This is a genomic window from Streptomyces sp. NPDC001880 (assembly GCF_053594575.1).
The window spans coordinates 177450-196140 of the sequence record NZ_JBSFET010000004.1; the positions used below are offsets into that span (position 1 = coordinate 177450).

General features: G+C 69.8%; 20 protein-coding genes and 2 tRNA genes. 3 read left to right on the top strand and 19 right to left on the bottom strand.

What is annotated here, in order from left to right; all coding sequences use genetic code 11:
* Positions 1–124: 124 nt before the first annotated feature.
* The 14 genes from ACWCQ6_RS04380 to ACWCQ6_RS04445 form a co-directional block, all read right to left on the bottom strand.
* Positions 125–970, bottom strand: a complete 846-nt coding sequence (locus ACWCQ6_RS04380; RefSeq protein ID WP_451085299.1) for a DegV family protein — start codon at positions 968–970, stop codon at positions 125–127.
* A 108-nt stretch (positions 971–1078) separates the two neighbouring features.
* The gene (locus tag ACWCQ6_RS04385; RefSeq protein ID WP_451085301.1) at positions 1079–1786 is read right to left on the bottom strand and encodes a hypothetical protein; all 708 of its coding nucleotides are present in this window, start codon (positions 1784–1786) and stop codon (positions 1079–1081) included.
* Positions 1787–1947: 161 nt separating this feature from the next.
* The gene (gene leuS, locus ACWCQ6_RS04390) at positions 1948–4815 is read right to left on the bottom strand and encodes a leucine--tRNA ligase (RefSeq protein ID WP_451085303.1); all 2868 of its coding nucleotides are present in this window, start codon (positions 4813–4815) and stop codon (positions 1948–1950) included.
* 370 nt (positions 4816–5185) lie between these two features.
* A tRNA-Ala gene (locus ACWCQ6_RS04395) sits at positions 5186–5258 on the bottom strand.
* A 129-nt stretch (positions 5259–5387) separates the two neighbouring features.
* Positions 5388–5621 carry a hypothetical protein gene (locus ACWCQ6_RS04400; RefSeq protein WP_093897076.1) on the bottom strand — a complete coding sequence of 78 codons (234 nt, stop codon included), beginning with the start codon at positions 5619–5621 and terminating at the stop codon, positions 5388–5390.
* A 178-nt stretch (positions 5622–5799) separates the two neighbouring features.
* Positions 5800–6312, bottom strand: coding sequence for a hypothetical protein (locus ACWCQ6_RS04405; RefSeq protein ID WP_451085305.1), 513 nt, complete (start codon positions 6310–6312; stop codon positions 5800–5802).
* Between the two features lie 93 nt (positions 6313–6405).
* Entirely contained in the window at positions 6406–6675 is a 270-nt protein-coding gene (locus tag ACWCQ6_RS04410; protein ID WP_451085307.1) for a hypothetical protein, read from the bottom strand.
* A 265-nt stretch (positions 6676–6940) separates the two neighbouring features.
* A tRNA-Ala gene (locus tag ACWCQ6_RS04415) sits at positions 6941–7013 on the bottom strand.
* A 127-nt stretch (positions 7014–7140) separates the two neighbouring features.
* On the bottom strand, positions 7141–7794 hold the full coding sequence (locus ACWCQ6_RS04420; RefSeq protein ID WP_451085348.1) for a histidine phosphatase family protein: 654 nt from the start codon (positions 7792–7794) through the stop codon (positions 7141–7143).
* On the bottom strand, positions 7791–8222 hold the full coding sequence (gene rsfS, locus ACWCQ6_RS04425; RefSeq protein ID WP_451085309.1) for a ribosome silencing factor: 432 nt from the start codon (positions 8220–8222) through the stop codon (positions 7791–7793). The genes ACWCQ6_RS04420 and rsfS overlap by 4 nt, the downstream gene beginning before the upstream one ends.
* A 114-nt stretch (positions 8223–8336) precedes the next feature.
* The gene (locus ACWCQ6_RS04430) at positions 8337–10067 is read right to left on the bottom strand and encodes an LCP family protein (RefSeq protein ID WP_451085311.1); all 1731 of its coding nucleotides are present in this window, start codon (positions 10065–10067) and stop codon (positions 8337–8339) included.
* A gap of 19 nt (positions 10068–10086) precedes the next feature.
* The gene (gene nadD, locus ACWCQ6_RS04435) at positions 10087–10704 is read right to left on the bottom strand and encodes a nicotinate-nucleotide adenylyltransferase (RefSeq protein ID WP_451085313.1); all 618 of its coding nucleotides are present in this window, start codon (positions 10702–10704) and stop codon (positions 10087–10089) included.
* Between the two features lie 38 nt (positions 10705–10742).
* Positions 10743–10907, bottom strand: a complete 165-nt coding sequence (locus ACWCQ6_RS04440; protein WP_189541543.1) for a hypothetical protein — start codon at positions 10905–10907, stop codon at positions 10743–10745.
* An 84-nt stretch (positions 10908–10991) separates the two neighbouring features.
* Positions 10992–11141 carry a hypothetical protein gene (locus ACWCQ6_RS04445; protein ID WP_451085315.1) on the bottom strand — a complete coding sequence of 50 codons (150 nt, stop codon included), beginning with the start codon at positions 11139–11141 and terminating at the stop codon, positions 10992–10994.
* A gap of 110 nt (positions 11142–11251) precedes the next feature.
* Between ACWCQ6_RS04445 and ACWCQ6_RS04450 the strand changes: the two genes are divergently transcribed.
* Entirely contained in the window at positions 11252–12397 is a 1146-nt protein-coding gene (locus tag ACWCQ6_RS04450) for a M48 family metallopeptidase (RefSeq protein WP_451085317.1), read from the top strand.
* Here ACWCQ6_RS04450 and ACWCQ6_RS04455 read toward each other — a convergent pair.
* The 5 genes from ACWCQ6_RS04455 to proB all read right to left on the bottom strand — a co-directional run bounded on the left by ACWCQ6_RS04455 (position 12309) and on the right by proB (position 17580).
* Positions 12309–13451: an SCO2583 family membrane protein gene (locus ACWCQ6_RS04455; RefSeq protein WP_451085319.1), complete on the bottom strand. Its 1143-nt coding sequence runs from the start codon at positions 13449–13451 to the stop codon at positions 12309–12311. The two genes, ACWCQ6_RS04450 and ACWCQ6_RS04455, sit on opposite strands and share 89 nt — an antisense overlap.
* Positions 13452–13802: 351 nt before the next feature.
* Positions 13803–14402 carry an SCO2584 family spore wall biosynthesis protein gene (locus ACWCQ6_RS04460; RefSeq protein WP_451085321.1) on the bottom strand — a complete coding sequence of 200 codons (600 nt, stop codon included), beginning with the start codon at positions 14400–14402 and terminating at the stop codon, positions 13803–13805.
* A 67-nt stretch (positions 14403–14469) separates the two neighbouring features.
* Entirely contained in the window at positions 14470–15753 is a 1284-nt protein-coding gene (locus ACWCQ6_RS04465) for a glutamate-5-semialdehyde dehydrogenase (RefSeq protein WP_451085323.1), read from the bottom strand.
* Between the two features lie 97 nt (positions 15754–15850).
* Positions 15851–16351: a hypothetical protein gene (locus tag ACWCQ6_RS04470; protein WP_451085325.1), complete on the bottom strand. Its 501-nt coding sequence runs from the start codon at positions 16349–16351 to the stop codon at positions 15851–15853.
* Positions 16352–16494: 143 nt separating this feature from the next.
* Complete coding sequence (gene proB, locus ACWCQ6_RS04475) at positions 16495–17580, bottom strand: glutamate 5-kinase (protein WP_451085349.1); 1086 nt, start codon at positions 17578–17580, stop codon at positions 16495–16497.
* A gap of 509 nt (positions 17581–18089) precedes the next feature.
* On the opposite strand from proB, the gene ACWCQ6_RS04480 reads away from it, so the two are divergent.
* Positions 18090–18449, top strand: coding sequence for a transposase (locus tag ACWCQ6_RS04480; protein ID WP_451085327.1), 360 nt, complete (start codon positions 18090–18092; stop codon positions 18447–18449).
* Positions 18446–18691: transposase (locus ACWCQ6_RS04485; RefSeq protein ID WP_451085328.1), on the top strand; the 246-nt coding region annotated here is incomplete at its 3' end. The genes ACWCQ6_RS04480 and ACWCQ6_RS04485, both read left to right, overlap by 4 nt.

Genomic DNA, 18691 nt, shown 5'->3' on the forward strand with positions numbered 1-18691 from the left:
GGTAGGCACATCTGCCCGAACCCGCTGAGCAGCCCCAATTCCGGTGGACAACCGACCAGTTGTGGATATCTCGGCCACCCCCAGGAGTGACGCACAAGAGACCGGCAGAGCTGCCCGCCCTGGGTCAGTGCGGCGAGACCACTGCCCCGAGCAGACCGGGCCCGGTGTGCGCACCGATCACCGCGCCCACCTCGCTCACATGCAGATCGACCAGGCCCGGCACCCGTTCGCACAGCCGCTCGGCGAGCCGCTCGGCCCGCTCGGGTGCCGCCAGGTGGTGCACGGCGATGTCCACACGGCCGCTGCCCGCCCGTTCCGCGACGATCTCCTCCAGGCGCGCGATGGCCTTCGAGGCCGTCCGTACCTTCTCCAGCAGTTCGATACGGCCGCCGTCGAGCTGGAGCAGCGGCTTCACGGCGAGCGCCGAGCCCAGCAGCGCCTGCGCGGCCCCGATACGGCCGCCGCGACGCAGATAGTCCAGCGTGTCGACGTAGAAGTACGCGGAGGTGTCCGCGGCCCGCTTCTCCGCGGCCGCGACCGCCTCGTCCAGGCTTCCGCCCGCCTCCGCCGTCTCCGCCGACGCCAGGGCGCAGAACCCGAGGGCCATGGCGACCATCCCGGTGTCCACCACCCGGACCGGAACCGGCGCGTCCTTCGCCGCGAGCAGAGCGGCGTCGTACGTACCCGAGATCTCGGCCGAGAGGTGCAGCGAGACGATGCCGGTCGCTCCGGCCTCGGCCGCCGCACGGTACGCAGCGGCGAACACCTCCGGACTCGGCCGGGACGTGGTCACGGGGCGACGCTTCTGGAGCGCCACCGCGAGGGAACGGGCCGAGATCTCGGTGCCGTCCTCCAGAGCCTGATCACCGAGGACGACGGTCAGCGGCACCGCGGTGATGCCGTGCCGCTCCATCGTCTCGGGCGGCAGGTAGGCCGTGGAATCGGTGACGATCGCGACATGGCGGGACATGAGCGGGAGGTTACCTGGCGAGTCCGTGTCCCGGCAGTCCAACCCAGGCAGAATGATCTCTCCTGACCTCTTCGGACCGCATCCTGTCGCCGCCGGTGGTCGAACGCCTCAGTTCGTCGTTTCGGGCCGGGTCGTCTTCTGCCACGGGTATCCGGTCTGCCGCGGGTCCGGAGCCGGGATCGCCCGGGCCGCCCCGTCGGCGGGCCCGCTCCTCTGCCCCCTCTCCTGTGCCTGTGCCTGCCCCTGTCCGTTTCCCTGTGGCTCGTCCGTCTCCACCGTCCAGTGCCGAAGCGCTCCGGCCTCCACGTCGATCTGTGCGTTCAGCGCGTCCAGATCGTCGTCGGTGAACTGCCGTGCCCTGTCCCGCGCGGCCCACCGCAGCGAGTCCGCCGAGTGCGTGATCCGCTCCGTACGCTGCTTCAGGCTCGGCAGCAGCGAGGCGACGGTCGCCCGGTCGGGATCACGCTCCAGTTTCTTCAGCTCTTCGTCCAGCTCCCGCCCGTGCACGCTCAGCCGCTGGAAGAGGCCCAGCGACTCCGAGAGCGAGGCGTCCTCGGCGGCTCCCGCCCGGAGCGCCTCCTGTGTGGCCCGCATGGACGTGCGCAGTGCCAGCCGCAGCTGCGCCAGCTCTCCGCCCACGCCCGCCTGGCCGTAGCTCTTCGCCCGCAGCGTGGTCTCCTCGACGGTGCGCCGCGCCTGCGTGATCGTACGGTCCACACCGCGCTTCGCCGCGCCGATGGCTTTGACGCTCACGTACACGCCCAGGGCCACGAAGGCGAAAAAGAGCAACCCCAGAATCAGGATCACGGCTTCCATGAGCGCCCCTCGGATGTCGTTTCGGCTGCCGGTGCCAGCCCCTCCACCGTAAACGGAAAGGGCAGGCCGAGGGTTCCTTCGGAACCCCCAACCTGCCCGTAGGGGAATGCCCCCACCCGATCGCGCGGCGCGGTCACCGCCTCACGTGGGACGCCGTGTCATCACGCCGGAACGATGTTGACCAGTTTCGGTGCCCGCACGATCACCTTGCGGATGCCGGCGCCGTCCAGCGCCGCCACCACGGCCGGATCGGCCAGGGCCAGCGCCTCCAGCTCCTCGTCCGTGATCGACGGGGAGATCTCCAGGCGCGCCTTGACCTTGCCCTTGACCTGCACGACGCAGGTCACGGTCTCGTCCACGACGTAGGCCGGGTCGGCGACCGGGAAGTCCTGGTGCACGACCGAGTCGGCGTGACCCAGTCGGCGCCACAGCTCCTCGGCGATGTGCGGGGCCAGCGGCGCCACCAGCAGCACCAGCGACTCGGCGACGGACCGGGACAGCGGGCCGCCCGCCTTGGTCAGGTGGTTGTTCAGCTCGGTGACCTTGGCGATTGCCGTGTTGAAGCGCATTCCGGCCATGTCCTGGCCGACCCCGTCGATCGCCTTGTGCAGCGCACGCAGCGTCTCCTCGCCCGGCTCCGTGTCGACCACGGTGACCGCACCGGTCTCCTCGTCGACGACGTTGCGCCACAGCCGCTGCAGCAGCCGGTACTGGCCGACGACGGCGCGCGTGTCCCAGGGCCGCGACACGTCCAGCGGGCCCATCGCCATCTCGTACAGGCGCAGCGTGTCCGCCCCGTACTCGGCGCAGATCTCGTCCGGCGTGACGGCGTTCTTCAGGGACTTGCCCATCTTGCCCAGGACGCGGCTGACCTTCTCGCCCTGGTAGTAGAACTTTCCGTCGCGCTCCTCGACCTCGGCCGCCGGGACCGCGATGCCGCGGCCGTCGCGGTAGACGAATGCCTGGATCATGCCCTGGTTGTACAGCTTGTGGAACGGCTCGGCGGACGAGATGTATCCCAGGTCGTGCAGCACCTTGGACCAGAATCGGGCGTACAGCAGGTGCAGGACGGCGTGCTCGGCGCCGCCGACGTACAGGTCGACACCGCCGGTCGGCTGCCCCTCGCGCGGGCCCATCCAGTACTGCTCGATCGCCGGGTCGACCAGCTCCCGGTCGTTGTTCGGGTCCAGGTAGCGCAGCTCGTACCAGCAGGAGCCCGCCCAGTTGGGCATGGTGTTGGTCTCGCGGCGGTACTTCTTGGGGCCGTCGCCCAGGTCCAGGGTGACGTTGACCCACTCGGCGTTCCGGGACAGCGGGGTCTCGGGCTGGGTGTCGGCGTCATCGGGGTCGAAGGTGCGCGGCGAGTAGTCGTCGACCTCCGGCAGCTCCAGGGGCAGCATCGACTCGGGCAGCGGGTGGGCGACGCCGTCCTCGTCGTAGACGATCGGGAAGGGCTCGCCCCAGTAGCGCTGGCGGCTGAACAGCCAGTCACGCAGCCGGAAGTTGACGGTGCCCTCGCCGACGCCGTGTGCCGTCAGCCACTCGGTGATCTTCGCCTTGGCGTCGACGACGCCCAGACCGTCCAGCGAGACCTCGTCATTGGCGGAGTTGACCAGCTTCGCGTCGTACGAGCCGAAGGCGTCGTCCCAGGTCGAGGGGTCCGTGCCGCGGTCGTCCGACGGCTCGACGACACAGCGCATCGGCAGCTCGAAGGCGCGCGCGAAGGCAAAGTCGCGCGTGTCGTGCGCCGGTACGGCCATGATCGCGCCGGTGCCGTAACCCATCAGGACGTAGTCGGCGATGAAGACGGGAACCTTCTCGCCGCTGACCGGGTTGGTCGCGTACGCACCGGTGAAGACACCGGTCTTGTCCTTGGCCTCGGCCTGCCGCTCCACGTCGGACTTGGCGGCGGCCAGCTTGCGGTAGGCGGCGACGGCCTCGGCCGGGGAGGCGTATCCGCCGGTCCACACCGCGTGGGTGTCCTCGGGCCATGCGGCCGGAGTGATCTGCTCGACCAGCTCGTGCTCGGGTGCCAGCACCATGTAGGTGGCACCGAACAGGGTGTCCTGGCGGGTGGTGAAGACGGTGATGCTGCCGGCGCCGTCGACCGGGAAGTCGACGCGGGCGCCCTCGGAGCGCCCGATCCAGTTGCGCTGCTGCAGCTTGATGGCCTCGGGCCAGTCCAGCCCGTCCAGGTCGTTCAGCAGCCGGTCGGCGTAGGCGGTGATGCGCATGTTCCACTGGCGCAGCTTGGCCTTGAAGACGGGGAAGTTGCCGCGCTCGGAGCGGCCGTCGGCCGTCACCTCTTCGTTGGCCAGCACGGTGCCCAGGCCGGGCGACCAGTTGACGGGCGCATCGGAGGCGTACGCCAGGCGGTACTCGCCCAGGATGTCGGCGCGCTCGACGGCGCTCAGCGCGCTCCAGTCACGGCCGTCCGGGGTCGGGCGTGCGCCGCTCTCGAACTGTGCGACCAGCTCGGCGATCGGGCGGGCCCGGTCGGCCTCGGTGTCGTACCAGGAGTTGAAGATCTGCAGGAAGATCCACTGGGTCCACTTGTAGTACTCCGACTCGATCGTGGCGAACGAGCGGCGCTTGTCGTGCCCCAGGCCCAGTCGGCGCAGCTGAGCGGTCATGTTCTCGATGTTGGCCTCGGTGGAGGCCCGCGGGTGCGTGCCGGTCTGTACCGCGTACTGCTCCGCGGGCAGGCCGAAGGCGTCGAAGCCCAGGGTGTGCAGCACGTTGTGCCCGGTCATCCGCTGGTGGCGGGCGAAGACATCGGTGGCGATGTAGCCCAGCGGGTGGCCGACGTGCAGGCCCGCACCCGAGGGGTACGGGAACATGTCCATGATGAACTTCTTCGGCCTGGCGGCCAGCTCCGCATCGCCCGCCAGGTCACCGCTCGGGTTCGGCGCCTCGTACGTGCCCTCGGCGTCCCAGAAGTCCTGCCAGCGTGCCTCGATGTCGGCGGCCATCGCCGCCGTGTAGCGGTGCGGCGCAGCCGTCTCGGCTGCGGAAGTCGTCTCGCTCATGATCCTCAAAGCTCCATCGATCGTCATCTGCCGGCGCCCATGTCTACGGACACGCGTCTACGGAAACGAAAAAACCCCTCGCACAGGAGGGGACGCCGCGCTGATTCCGACCAGGCATTCTCACCGGTCGGGACTGATCAGCGCGGCTCGCTAAGCAGAAGGCGTACGGCATGCATGGCGTCAGGGTACCGCACAGGCCCGGAACCGGGCCGGGCGCGGCCGAACCGCGGACAGGGCGATGAGGCGACCGCACGGCGCCCTCCCGGCTTCCCGCAGGTGGAATGGCGGCAGGCCAGGGGCGCCGACGTGCCCGCACAGAACGAGAAGCGGGTCACCCCTGCGTGGGTGACCCGCTTCTCGTTCTTCACTGTGGAGCTAAGGAGAATTGAACTCCTGACCTCCTGCATGCCATGCAGGCGCTCTACCAACTGAGCTATAGCCCCTTGCTGCTTTCCGCCCGGTCTCCCTGGCGACATCGAGAACATTACCGGTGACCCCACCGGTCCACCAAATCGATTCCCCGCCGTGCCGATTTGACCGATTTTGCGACAGCGTGTCGGTGCCGGAGGGAGTCAAGCCGTGGCGAAGGAGTAGAAGCGCTTGAGCGTACAGTGCTCCTCCAGCAGCCGCCCGTAGATCGGCTCCCCCTCCAGCTCCCGGTAGGTCTCGATCGGGTCGCCCTTTATGACCAGCGCCCGCGCACACTCCTCGCACCAGTACTGGTACTCCGGATTGATCGGATCCATGTCCCTGACGATGGGCGTGCCGCTGCCGCACCAGTCGCATTTCCGCCTGTGTGCACCCATGGGTCAGCTCCGGCTTCGGCCACGAGTCGCAGGGAATCCGGGAACAAGGGGCAGGTCCGGGACCTCGTGGCGGCTCGCAGGCATCGCGTGCTCCCTCCCGTTCGGTCCGTCGCCCCCTCCGGCGCTCCGATTCTGCCATGACCCCGCAAGAGGGGAAGCCCGCTGGAGTTCCGGCCGTTCACCGACGCCGTACGAGACCCGCCGCAGCCCCTGCCGTCGCGGCAACGAGGAGCGCGAGGGCGCATACCCACAACGCGTGCCCCAACCCCTGCGCCCCTTGTGCGTCAAGGTGGTTGAGGTAGAGCGTGCCGAACGCGGCGACCCCGGTCAGCTGACCGAGCTGGGTGACCGTCACCAGTACGCCGCTCGCGTCGGCCGCGTCCTTGGGACGTACGTCCGCCAACGCCCTCGTGAGGGTGGGTCTGAAGCCCAGCGCCATCCCGACACCCATTACCGCGAAGGCCGCATACAGCGCGGGCCCGCCGTTGCTGCCGCCGCGCATCAGCAGCCCGACAGCCACGGAGGCGGCGGCCACGAGCACGAACCCGCCCGGCACCAGAGCTCCTTGGAGCCGGGCGGGCCACCGTCGCCAGGTCAGTCCGGCCACACCGAACACCAACGCGGTCGGCGCGAACATCAGCCCCGCACGCAACGGCGAGTATCCCAGGCCTCCCTGGACGTGCAGCGTCATCGCAAAAAAGGAAGCCCGCGTTGATCGCCGTCACCAGAAGAATGCGCAGCGCCGCTCGGGCGATGCCGGGAACGCGCAGTAACCCGGGCACGATCAGGGGCGCACCACCGCGCGCGGCCAGCCGTGACTCGTATCCGGCGAAACCGGCGAAGAACCCTGCGGAGGCGGCCAGGCAGACCCGGGACCAGGCCGCCACCCCAGCTCCTGCCCGAGCACCAGGGGGACGGTGAGCAGGGTGACGGCGGCGGCGGCGAGCAGCAACAGCCCCGGCGGGTCGAGCCCGCGGGCCCGGGCCGCGAGCCTGACGCCGGTGATGAGCAGCACCGCGTACGTGATGGTGTAACCGGCCACGACGAGCTGCAACCCGGCGCCGGAGGAACCGAGTTCGCGACCTGTTCGCCGTCCCGAGATCGCGGGAACGGGATACGCAACGTGCTGTGGACGCTGTTCACAGCGTCCGAGGAGGCCTGCCCCGTCGTCCGCCGTACGCAGGAGTTGCCGATCATGGTGGCCACGCTGCGGGGCGCGTACGAGCGCCACACGGGCGAGTCCGCGTGGCCGCGTTGCGGCGATGCCGTGAAGGCTGAACGCAAAGATCCCGCCCCCTGTCGGGGACGGGATCTTGATGTGGAGCTAAGGAGAATTGAACTCCTGACCTCCTGCATGCCATGCAGGCGCTCTACCAACTGAGCTATAGCCCCATTGTTCACTGTGTTTCTTGCGTTTCCGCGCTGCGAACAAGAAGAACTTTAGCCTGTGACCTGCCAGAAAGTGAAATCCGGCCGGGAGGCCCCTCGGGCCGTCCGACCGGCGTCCGCCGGACAGCCTTCAGGTGTCGTCGCCGAGCACCGGCTCGGGCAGTGTGCCGGCGTTGTGCTCCAGCAGGCGCCAGCCTCGCGCGCCCTCGCCCAGCACCGACCAGCAGCAGTTGGAGAGCCCGCCGAGCCCTTCCCAGTGATGCGCCTCCAGGCCCAGCAGGCGGCCGATGGTGGTGCGGATGGTGCCGCCGTGGCTGACCACGACGAGCGTGCCGTTCTCGGGCAGCTTGTCGGCGTGTCCGAGCACGACCGGGGCAGCCCGGTCGGCAACCTCGGTCTCCAGCTCACCGCCGCCGCGCCGTACGGCCTCGCCGCGCTTCCACGCGGCGTACTGCTCGCCGTACTGCCCGATGATCTCCTCGTGGGTGAGGCCCTGCCAGGCGCCCGCGTAGGTCTCGCGCAGTCCCGCGTCGTGCGCGACTTCGAGGCCGGTGATCGCGGCGAGCTCGGCGGCGGTGGCCGTCGCCCGCTGCAGGTCCGAGGCGACGATCGCGTCCGGCTTCAGTGAGGCCAGCAGCCGGGCGGCCCGCCGGGCCTGTCCGACTCCGGCCTCGGTGAGCGCGATGTCCGTGGAGCCCTGGAACCTGCGCTCCAGGTTCCAGGCAGTCTGGCCGTGGCGCCAGAGGACGATCCTGCGGCCCCTGCCGCTCGGGCTGCCGTTCAGCTCTGCTCACCTTCCGTGCTGCCGGTGAGCCGGGCGTGCTCCTCGGCCCTGCCGCGGGTCTTGACGGCATCCTCGGGAAGCGGGATCTCGGGGCAGTCCTTCCAGAGGCGCTCCAGCGCGTAGAAGACACGCTCCTCGCTGTGCTGGACGTGGATGACGACGTCGACGTAGTCGAGGAGGATCCAGCGCGCGTCGCGGTCGCCCTCGCGGCGTACCGGCTTGGCGCCGAGCTCCTTCTGGAGCCGCTCCTCGATCTCGTCGACGATCGACTTGACCTGGCGGTCGTTGGGGGCCGAGGCCAGCAGGAAGGCGTCCGTGATCGACAGCACGTCGCTGACGTCGTACGCGATGATGTCGTGCGCGAGCCGGTCGGCGGCCGCCTGGGCGGCGGCATTGATGAGCTCGATGGAGCGGTCCGTGGCGGTCACATGCAGGCTTTCGTCGGCGGTCAGATCAACCTCTAGGGTCTCACGGACCGCCGACAGCCCACGCAGCGATTGTCCGAAGATCGAATCGACATCATCCGGGCGGCCGGACGCGGGTCACTTGATCTTGTAGTCCTGGCCGAGCAGAACGGACACATCCGCGTTCGCGGCGGGCTTGCCCTGTTTCACCGCCTCCGTCGGCAGGCCCAGGGTCTTGGCGACCTGCGTCGCCTTCTCCTTGTCCGCCGCGCTCCTGTAGACGACCTCGGACAGCGCCACGGTCTCGGCCGTTCCGCCGCCGACGAAGGTGTAGCCGCCGTTGACCAGCTTGACCTGCGCGGACCCCGTGCCGTCCGTGTCCCCGGTGGCGTTCTTGACGCCGACCCGCACCGGTGCGTCCGCGCCGGCGCCCGGAGCCTTGACCGAGCCGCCCAGGATGTCCTTGACGACGCTCTCGGTGGCGGCGTCGGTGAGTGATCCGTCGGCCTGGACCGGCAGCACTGTCGTCTTGTAGTCGCCCATCTTGGCGTGCTGGGCGAGCTTCGCCAGGGAGGCTCCCAGGTCCTTCTCAGGAAGCGAGGGGTCGAGGATCTGCGCCAGCGTCTGCACGGTGACCGTGGCGGCCTTCGGGTCGTCCGAGATCTTCCGCAGCACGCCGCGCATGACCTCCCCGAACCGCGTGAGCTGCTTCGTCTCGTCCTCGCCAGGCCCCCGGTAGGTGGCATACGCGACGGCCATCCGGCCGCTCAGGGTCTGTGCCTCGCCCTTCTTCACCAGGGGGGCGGCATCCTTCTTCTGGTCCGGCACATCGGTGTCGGTGTCGACCTCGATGCTGCCGACCAGGTCGACAAGGGTCTCCAGGTACGGGGTGTCGAGCCGCCATGTGCCGCTGATGTCGGTGCCGAGCAGCGTGCCGATGGACTCGCGGGTGCCGGTGGTGCCGTCGTCCTTGACGGACTTGCCGAGGGTCGTCGCCTTGCCGTCCTCGTCGGCGACCGCGAGCGAGTTGGGGAGCAGGACCGTGGTGCCCTGTTTGGTCGTCACATTGTCGACGAGCAGCGCCGTGGAGGTGCCGCCCTGCTTGGTGTTGTGCAGATGGACCACGATGACGTCCCGCTTCTGCGGGCCCGTCGACGCCGTGCTGTCCTTGTCCGAGCCGGACAGACCCGGGATCATTCCGGCGGACCAGAGGTAGCCGACACCGCCGACCACGACCAGGGCCACCACGACTATGAGCGCGACCATGCGGTTGCGGCCGCGACGCCGTGCCTCCTCGCGCCGCTCACTGCGGCTCTCGGTGAACTTCAGCCAGTCGATGACGTCTTCGGAGTCCTCGTCGGGCTCCTCGATGAAGGAGAACTGCTCGGTGCGGTAGTCGCGGTCGGCGCGGCGCTGCCCGGGAACGGCCGCGTCCGGCTCCGCCCCGGCGTCCGGCACGGGCGCGGGCGCGGGTTCCGGCTCGGCCGCAGCGGGCACGGGCGGGGACGGCTGTGCGGCAGCCTGCTGCGGGATGTTCCACTGCTGGGCGGTGTCGACACCGGCGGGCTGCCCGCCGGTGTCGTAGCCGTATGCGTCGTAGCCGACGTATGCCTGCTGTTGGGGCTGCTGGGGCGCATACGGGTCGTACGCCTGCGGCTGCTGCGGATGGGTCTGGAGCTGGGCGTACGGGTCGTAGCCGTACCCCTGACCGGCCTGCTGAGGCTGCTGGGCCTGCGGCGCGTACGGGTCGTACGCCTGCGGCTCGACCTGCTGCGGCTGCTGGTACACCGGCTGCCCGTACTCGTCGTAGCCGATGATCTGCGGCTGCTGCTGGTAGTACGGGTCGTACGGGTTCTGTCGGTCGTTCACCGGTGCCCCTCTGCGTCGCTCATTCGCCGCGGTACAGCTGGCGCTTGTCGATGTAGCGGACCACACCGTCCGGCACCAAGTACCAGACCGGATCCCCCTGCGCGACCCTCTCACGGCAGTCCGTGGACGAGATCGCGAGTGCAGGAACCTCCACGAGGGAGACCCCGCCCTCCGGCAGCCCGGGGTCCGTGAGCACGTGCCCCGGCCGCGTCACACCGATGAAGTGGGCGAGCGAGAACAGTTCGTCGGCGTCCCGCCAGGTGAGGATCTGGGAGAGCGCGTCGGCACCGGTGATGAAGAAGAGGTCCGCATCGCCGTGGATCGCGCGCAGGTCCCGCAGCGTATCGATGGTGTACGTGGGCCCGCTGCGGTCGATGTCGCTCCGGCTGACGGAGAACTGAGGGTTGGACGCCGTCGCGATGACGGTCATCAGATAACGGTCTTCGGCCGGGGAGACGTGCTTGTGGCTCTTCTGCCACGGCTGCCCGGTCGGAACGAAGATCACCTCGTCGAGGTGGAACTGGGCGGCCACTTCGCTGGCCGCCACCAGGTGTCCATGATGAATCGGGTCAAACGTCCCGCCCATCACGCCGATTCGGCGCTTTCCGCGGCCGGTAGGCACTTCCTGCTCTCCCATGCGTGCAGAGCCTACTGGCACAGCTGTACGCCTTCGCCTCAGCGGTCGCGGTTGAAGCGAGTGGTGATCCAGAGCAGGAGCATCAGCGCGACGAACGCACCGCCCCCGGTGAGATACGGGCTGAGGCTTTCGTGGTTGCCACCCTGCTCGCCGCCCTCGGAGGCGAGAGTGACCAGCTGGTGCGCGGTGCTCGTGAGGCTCATCTTCGGCAGGACCTATCGATCGGGAGTCGGAAGGAAGACATCGCGCACATCGTATGCGGGAGCCCCGGGCACGCTCACGCCGACTCAGTCGTTGTCGTCGTTGCGGTATCCGCGGAGCAGGAACCAGGCGAGCAGCACGGCGCCGACGAGCGAGGCGAGCAGCACGAGGCGAAGCGTGTTGCCGGGCCCCTGCTCTTCGGACGCGGCGGCGAGCAGAGCAACGGTTTGCGGCATGTCGGGCGTCTCCTCAGTTATCCACAGCCCCCCGCACACCGTAGCCCCAGCACCTAGGCTGGGATCTGTCAGGGGGCGAGCGACATCTCGTACGAACAGGGGGCCCATTCATGACCGACCGCAGCCACGACAGCCACGAGAACGTGCCGAGCAGGCAGCGCAGGCGTTTCGCGGGCATCTCGTCCCGGGCCTACGAACACCCGGCGGACCGCTCGGCCCTGGTGGCCCTGCGCAAGCTGAGCGGTTTCGACACCGTGTTCAAGACTCTGAGTGGCCTGCTGCCCGAGCGCAGTCTGCGACTGCTCTTCCTCTCCGACTCCGTCCGGGTGAGCGACGCCCAGTTCGCCCATCTCAACGACATGCTTCGGGACGCCTGTTACATCCTGGACCTGGAAAAGGTCCCACCGATGTACGTCAACCAGGACCCGCAGCCCAACGCCATGTGCATCGGCCTCGACGAGCCGATCATCGTGGTGACGACGGGGCTGGTGGAGCTGCTCGACGAGGAGGAGATGCGGGCCGTCATCGGCCACGAGGTGGGACACGCGCTCTCCGGCCACGCGGTGTACCGCACGATCCTGTTGTTCCTCACCAACATCGCGCTGAAGGTCGCCTGGATCCCGCTCGGCAATGTCGCGATCATGGCGATCGTGACGGCGCTGCGCGAGTGGTTCCGCAAGTCCGAGCTGTCGGCCGACCGGGCCGGGCTGCTCGTCGGCCAGGATCTGAAGGCCTCGATGCGCGGTCTGATGAAGATCGCGGGCGGCAATCATCTGCACGAGATGAATGTGGACGCCTTCCTCGCCCAGGCCGACGAGTACGAGAAGGGCGGCGATCTGCGCGACTCTGTGCTCAAGATCCTCAACCTGCTGCCCCGCTCGCACCCGTTCACCACGGTACGCGCGGCCGAGCTGAAGAAGTGGTCGGAGACCCGGGACTACCAGCGGATCATGGACGGTCACTACCCGCGGCGCGACGAGGACAAGGACACCTCGGTGACCGACTCCTTCCGGGAGTCCGCGGCCCACTACGCGGACTCGGTGCGCTCCAGCAAGGACCCGCTGATGAAGCTGGTCGGCGACATAGCGGGGGGCGCCGGGGACCTGGGCGGCAAGCTCCGCGACAAGTTCACCGGCCAGGGCGGGAGCTCGGCCGGCAAGGGCGGCGCTACGAACGGCTCCGGGGACTCTGCGAGGCAGGATGAGCCGGGGAACCCTGAAGGGCCGGGGACTGAGTCGGGGCCGGCGGGGAGCTGATCGCCAGGGTTCCGCAGAGCCCACCCGTGGGCCGGTCCGTCGCGTACGGGTCGGTGCCCGCAGGGCCGCGGGGGACGGCGCGCTGCCCGGCGAGCAGCGGCCGCAGCGCGCCGGTGCTGTCCGCCGGGCACGCCTGCGGTCCGGCCTGGACGTAGCTGGTGCGCAGCTCCAGCCGGTGCAGCCGCAGGTCATCCCGGTCGAAGCGGAAGTGCAGCTCGCGCCGCACGGTGAAGAGGGAGGCTCTGCCCTCCTGTTGGGGCCCTGCGACGGCCGGGCGGAGCGTGTAGGTGAAGGTGTGGTCCGACACCACCTCCAGCGTGTCGGACCCTTCCTCGGCGTAGCTCAGGGTGCCGCGGACCTTGATGTCCGGAGCGGCCAGTACCACCTTCGCCGGGTCGAACCGCACCAGCCACCCGGTCGCGGCATGCCGGCCGTCGTCCTGCGGCCGGCTCATGCTCTGCTCGAACTGGACCGTCTGATCCCGATCCAGCAGCAGTTCCACCGGGCGCACCGCTGCGCCGGTGAGCACGTCGGGGTCGAGCGAGGAGGCGACGAGATAGTCCTTGGCGGTGGTCAGGGCGGTCGCCACCTGGCTGTCCGAGAAGTTGTCCGTCCGTCTGACCGCCGGCAGATTGATGCCTGCGTCACCTGTTTCGAAGTGTGCTGCCGGGCTCTTCGCAAGGAGGGCGTCCGCAGTTCCGCCCGGTACGGCGCCCTGGGGAACCAGGGGTACGACGGTCGATCTCAGCGGCTCGGCCCGTTTGCCGACGGGAGCCTCGTAGGGGTGTCGAAGGCCCGTGTAGACGGCCATTCCGAAGGCCAGGGCAATCAGGATCACCAGGGCGATGACTGCTTTGGGGCCGTGGCGCAGGTGCCGGGAGGGCAGTCTGCGTACGGCCGGGGCGTGGTCCCCCATGCGCTCCTGGGCGGAGAATTCCTGCAGCCGGGCAGCGCGCACGAACGACTCGTCGAAGACGAGCGAGCGGTACTCGTCCTCACCGCCGCCCGCCGGGCTCTCGGACGGGCCTTCTGGTGGTTCTCCGCGGTCTGCCATGACTTCTCCCGACTCCACGTCACCGGCCGGGGCCGTAACGCTTCGCTCTGCTTCGGCCGAATGGCTTCGGACAGGGCCCGCCCGTCATGAACTCGTATGACGTCGTACGACTGCGCATGTACGGACAAGTGAGAAGCCCTCTCGACGAAAGGGGTCACACCTTCAGGGTAGGTCGATCGGGACCGGGGTAAACGCCCAGCCGCGAGAGAACCGAGGGAGAGCTGCGGAAGAACCGGCCGGAAGTTCCGCAGGAGCCCAAGGGCACGCCTTCGGGGCATACAAAAAAGGGGAATACGGCGGGAGCGGGACGTATCCGGGCGTACGCGGACGGGCAGGAGCCCGGCGCGCTTCTCAGCCCGTGCGGGGGATCGCGGACACCGTGGGGCGCGGATAGCCCGTGGCGGCCGGTGGAGTGGCGTCGGGGACGGTACCGGGAACGCTGTCCACGCCGGTTGTGGCGGGCGGCGGGCCGGGGTCCTGGCGGCTGCCCGAGGAGTTGCGGTAGACGGCGCTGAAGGCCAGCGCGACCATGCCGATGCCCATCAGTACGGCGAGGAGCCAGGCCACCGGCCGGTGCCAGCGCGCGGCGCCCCGGTAGGGCCGCAGAGCACCGCCGTGGCGCCCGTAGGGGCCGCGGCCGTACCCGTCGTCGTCGAGGTCCAGCGGGTCGCCGAAGGCGCCCTCACGGCCGTACGCGCCGGGGCCGTACCCCTCTTCGTAGAGGTCGTCGTCGAGGGGGCCGCCGCCCGACCGCGACCGGGAGGCTTCGGCCTCGGCGCGTGCCTGGGCCGCCGCCAGCAGCCGCTCGACGGCGGTCGGCTCGTGGATCTCGGCGGCCCGTACGAAGTCCTCGTCGAACACCACGGAGGCGAGGTCCTCGTCCGCGCCCCCGCGGTCGTCGTCGGGCTCCCAGCCGTCCGGGAACGGCCTGCCCCCCACGTCGTCCGGCACGGGTCCAGGTTAGCCCCGCCGGCACGTTCTGGGCAGGGAGCCCGCAACATTCACCGGCCCCGGGAGGTCACCGCACATGGCCGTCGCCCGTGACGACGTACTTCGTCGAGGTGAGCTCCGGCAGGCCCATCGGACCCCTGGCGTGCAGCTTCTGCGTGGAGATTCCGATCTCGGCGCCGAAGCCGAACTGACCGCCGTCGGTGAAGCGGGTGGACGCGTTCACGGCCACCGTCGTGGAGTCCACCAGCTGGGTGAAGCGGCGGGCCGCGGCCTGGGAGGTGGTCACGATCGCCTCGGTGTGGCCCGAGGACCAGAGCCGGATGTGCGCGACGGCCGCGTCCAGCGACTCCACCACGGCCGCGGCGATGTCGTAGGAGAGGTACTCGGTCTCCCAGTCCTCCGGCGTCGCCGCCACCACGGTGGCCTTGGATCCCTCGGCGTACGCGAGCACCCGCTCGTCGCCGTGCACGGTCACGCCCGCGTCGGCCAGCGCGTCCAGAGCGCGCGGCAGGAACTGCGCGGCGATGTCCTTGTGGACCAGGAGCGTCTCGGCGGCGTTGCAGACGCTCGGGCGCTGCGCCTTGGAGTTGATCAGGATGTCCACGGCCATGTCGAGGTCGGTCTGCGCGTCCACGTACACATGGCAGTTGCCGGTGCCGGTCTCGATGACCGGCACGGTGGATTCCTCGACCACCGTACGGATGAGCGAGGCGCCGCCGCGCGGGATGAGCACGTCGACCAGGCCGCGGGCCCGCATCAGTTCCCGTACCGAGTCACGGCTCTCGCCCGGGACCAGCTGCACCGCGTCGGCCGGGAGCCCGGAGCCGCCGACCGCGTCGCGCAGCACCCGTACGAGCGCGACGTTGGAGGAGTACGCCGAGGACGAGCCGCGCAGCAGGACCGCGTTGCCCGACTTCAGGCAGAGGGCCGCGGCGTCGACCGTCACATTGGGCCGGGCCTCGTAGATGATCCCGACCACGCCGAGCGGCACCCGGACCTGTCGCAGGTCGATGCCGTTGGGCAGGGTCGAGCCGCGGACGACCTCGCCGACCGGGTCGGGCAGCGCCGCCACGTCCCGCACATCGGCGGCCATGGCGCGGATCCGCTCCGGGGTGAGGGTGAGCCGGTCGATGATCGACTCGCTGGTCCCGGCCTCGCGGGCGCGGGCGACGTCCTCGGCGTTGGCCGTGACGATCTCGCTCGTCCGCACCTCCAGCGCGTCCGCGATCGCGAGCAAGGCGTCGTCCTTCGCCGCACGCGGCAGCGGCGCGATGTCGGCCGCGGCGGAGCGTGCCCGGTAGGCGGCCTGGGCGATCGGGGACATGTTGTCGTACGGCGAGAACGTGGTCATGCCCGCAGGGTAGTGCGCACACTGCGGGCATCCGTCACTTATCCCGTGATGCGAGACAACCGCGCTCGGGACGACTGTTCCGAGCGCGGTTGCCCGCTCAGTACGGGTGCACTCCGACCGGAGCGGCCGGGGGCGGCCCGTACCCCTCGGCGACACGCTGGTGGTACGTCTCGCGGTCGATGACCTCCAGGCCGACGATCTCCCAGGGCGGAAGCCTGGCTGTGGAGCGGTGCTCGCCCCACAGCCGCAGCGCGACGGCCGCCGCGTCGTGCAGATCGCGGGCCTCTTCCCAGTAGCGGATCTCCGCGTGGTCGTTGGCGTACCGGCTGGTCAGCAGGAAGGGATGGTCGTGCGCGAGCTGTTCGAGTCCGCGTCTGACCTCCTTCAGGGGAGTGTCGGCCCCCGAGACGCTGAGCGTGATGTGCCACAGCTTCGACGGGGTGCGTTCCTCCTTGACCATTGTCTGCTCGGGCCGGGTGGTCCGGTCGTCCCCTCGCTCCGTGGTCCGGCTCCCGTCAAAGCCGGCACCTGCTCCGACGCTGGTCAGGGCCCGGCCACCCGTTCCTCGGGGCGGCGCCCCCGGGCGCGCTCGTCTCACCGGCGGCCTCCTGTGAATGCGTTTGCTGTGCTGTACCCCGCTGTTTCCCCGTTACAAAGTTGACCAGTCCGAGGCCGGGGATGGGGCGGTTTTCGTGAAGGTCTCTGCCCCGAGACTGGACTTTCAGCTGTTTCAGGGGTTTGTCAGGTGTGCAGTACGACCAGATCGTCCCTGTGTACGACCTCGCGCTCGTAGGCCGGACCGAGCTCCCGTGCCAGTTCGCGGGTGGAGCGGCCGAGCAGCTGCGGGATCTCCTTGGCGTCGAAGTTGACGAGTCCGCGGGCCACGGGCCGGCCTTCGAGGTCGCGCAGCTCCACGGGGTCACCGGCGGTGAACTCGCCCTCGACCGAGGCGATCCCGGCGGGCAGCAGCGAGCTGCGGCGGTCGACGACGGCCCGCACGGCCCCGTCGTCGAGGGTCAGTGAGCCCTGCGGGGTCGAGGCGTGGGCGAGCCAGAGCAGCCGGTCCGCCGAGCGGCGTCCGGTGCGGTGGAAGTACGTACCGGTGTCGCGTCCGGCCAGGGCGTCGGCGGCCCGGCTCGCCGAGGTGAGGACGACGGGGACGCCGGCGGCCGTGGCGATCCGGGCGGCCTCGACCTTGGTGACCATGCCGCCGGTGCCGACGCCCGCTTTCCCGGCGCTGCCGATGGTGACGCCCGCCAGATCCTCGGGGCCGGCCACCTCGGCGACCCGCGAGGCACCCGGGGTGCTGGGGTCGCCGTCGTAGAGGCCGTCCACGTCCGAGAGGAGGACCAGCAGGTCCGCGCGGACGAGATGGGCGACGAGCGCGGCGAGCCGGTCGTTGTCGCCGAACCGGATCTCGTCGGTGGCGACGGTGTCGTTCTCGTTGACGACCGGGAGCGCGCCCATGTCCAGGAGCTGGTCGAGGGTGCGGCAGGCGTTGCGGTAGTGGGCGCGGCGGCTGGTGTCGTTGCTGGTGAGCAGTACCTGGCCGACGCGTACGCCGTACCGTGCGAAGGATGCGGTGTAGCGGGCGACGAGCAGTCCCTGGCCGACGCTGGCGGCGGCCTGTTGCCGGGCCAGGTCCTTGGGGCGGCGCAGCAGTCCGAGCGGGGCGAGCCCGGCCGCGATGGCGCCGCTGGAGACGAGCACGATCTCGCGCTCCCCGCCGCTTCTCACCTTGGCCAGTACGTCGACGAGCGCGTCGACACGGTCCGCGTCGAGGCCGCCCGCGGCAGTGGTGAGGGATGAGGAACCGACCTTGACCACGATCCTGCGGGCCTCTGTGACGCCCTGCCTTGCCCCTGACACGTCCATCCCCAATGATTCGGCCTCGCCCAGCCCCCGCAATCTACGCGAGCGGCGAGAACGGCGCCTGTGCGTTCCGCCCTCTGGACCACGCCCCGTCGGCCCCGTGATCCCGGCCGGGCGGGCAACGGCACCGCGCCCGGGTACCGCGGATCGGCGGTTCCGCCGCACCGGCCGTTCATCCGCGCGACCGCGCACGTATACAGAATTTCGCGGGACTCCTCGGGCGGAATCCGCACACTGTCGGCAGAATCACGCTGTGCCGGAGCGGGCAACCATCGGGGCGTCTCGACCATCTAACAGCCGATAGGGTGCACGGCGGGCGGCTTTCCATGCCCATTTTCAGCAGTGCAGGCCCCGCGTCCGCCGCCGGCCAGAGGGACTTCTCACAGACATGGGACAGCAGCAATGCCAGTCAAAGTAAGAGCTTGTCTCACGTGGCGTCAGGTTGTACGGCATGATGCCGTGCCATGGGTGTTGATCTGTCTCAACGGCTGGTCCCTGACGAACTCTGGTCGCTCGTCGCTCCGTTGCTGCCATCGTTTGCGTCGCGTCCGCAGGGTGGCGGGACGGCACCGGTGGATGAACGGTCGGCGTTCACCGCCGTGGTGTACGTGCTGACCAGCGGCTGCGCCTGGCGGCATCTGCCTGAGACGTTCGGCATCTCGCCGGCCACCGCGCACCGCCGGTTCTCCGCGTGGACGAAGGACGGGCTGTGGCGGCGCCTGCACCAGGCCGTGCTGGACGAGCTCGGCGCTCGCGGCGAGGTGGACTGGACCTCGGCGATCGTGGATGCGGCCTCCGTCCGCGCGAAAAAAGGGGATCTTTGACCGGGCGCAATCCGGTCGACCGGGGCAAGAAGGGCAGCAAGCTGCATGTGCTGTCCGACGCTCAGGGCCTACCCCTGGCCCTGGGCGTCTCCGGCGCCAACGTCCACGACAGCCAGGCGCTACTGCCGCTGGTCCTGGGTATACCCGCGACCCGCTCCCGGCGCGGTCCGCGCCGACGCCGTCCGGGCAGGCTCCGCGCCGACAAGGCCTACCACTCGGCCGCGCACCTGCACTGGCTGCGG

Bases quoted from the DNA above. Each gene is read 5' to 3' on its own strand.
- ACWCQ6_RS04455 (WP_451085319.1), bottom strand. From the start codon at position 13,451: ATGGCAGACCGCGGAGAACCACCAGAAGGCCCGTCCGAGAGCCCGGCG.
- ACWCQ6_RS04385 (WP_451085301.1), bottom strand. From the start codon at position 1,786: ATGGAAGCCGTGATCCTGATTCTGGGGTTGCTCTTTTTCGCCTTCGTG.
- ACWCQ6_RS04450 (WP_451085317.1), top strand. From the start codon at position 11,252: ATGACCGACCGCAGCCACGACAGCCACGAGAACGTGCCGAGCAGGCAG.
- ACWCQ6_RS04465 (WP_451085323.1), bottom strand. From the start codon at position 15,753: ATGACCACGTTCTCGCCGTACGACAACATGTCCCCGATCGCCCAGGCC.
- ACWCQ6_RS04400 (WP_093897076.1), bottom strand. From the start codon at position 5,621: ATGGGTGCACACAGGCGGAAATGCGACTGGTGCGGCAGCGGCACGCCC.
- nadD (WP_451085313.1), bottom strand. From the start codon at position 10,704: ATGGGAGAGCAGGAAGTGCCTACCGGCCGCGGAAAGCGCCGAATCGGC.
- ACWCQ6_RS04445 (WP_451085315.1), bottom strand. From the start codon at position 11,141: ATGCCGCAAACCGTTGCTCTGCTCGCCGCCGCGTCCGAAGAGCAGGGG.
- ACWCQ6_RS04440 (WP_189541543.1), bottom strand. From the start codon at position 10,907: ATGAGCCTCACGAGCACCGCGCACCAGCTGGTCACTCTCGCCTCCGAG.
- ACWCQ6_RS04380 (WP_451085299.1), bottom strand. From the start codon at position 970: ATGTCCCGCCATGTCGCGATCGTCACCGATTCCACGGCCTACCTGCCG.
- ACWCQ6_RS04405 (WP_451085305.1), bottom strand. From the start codon at position 6,312: ATGACGCTGCACGTCCAGGGAGGCCTGGGATACTCGCCGTTGCGTGCG.
- ACWCQ6_RS04480 (WP_451085327.1), top strand. From the start codon at position 18,090: ATGGGTGTTGATCTGTCTCAACGGCTGGTCCCTGACGAACTCTGGTCG.
- leuS (WP_451085303.1), bottom strand. From the start codon at position 4,815: ATGAGCGAGACGACTTCCGCAGCCGAGACGGCTGCGCCGCACCGCTAC.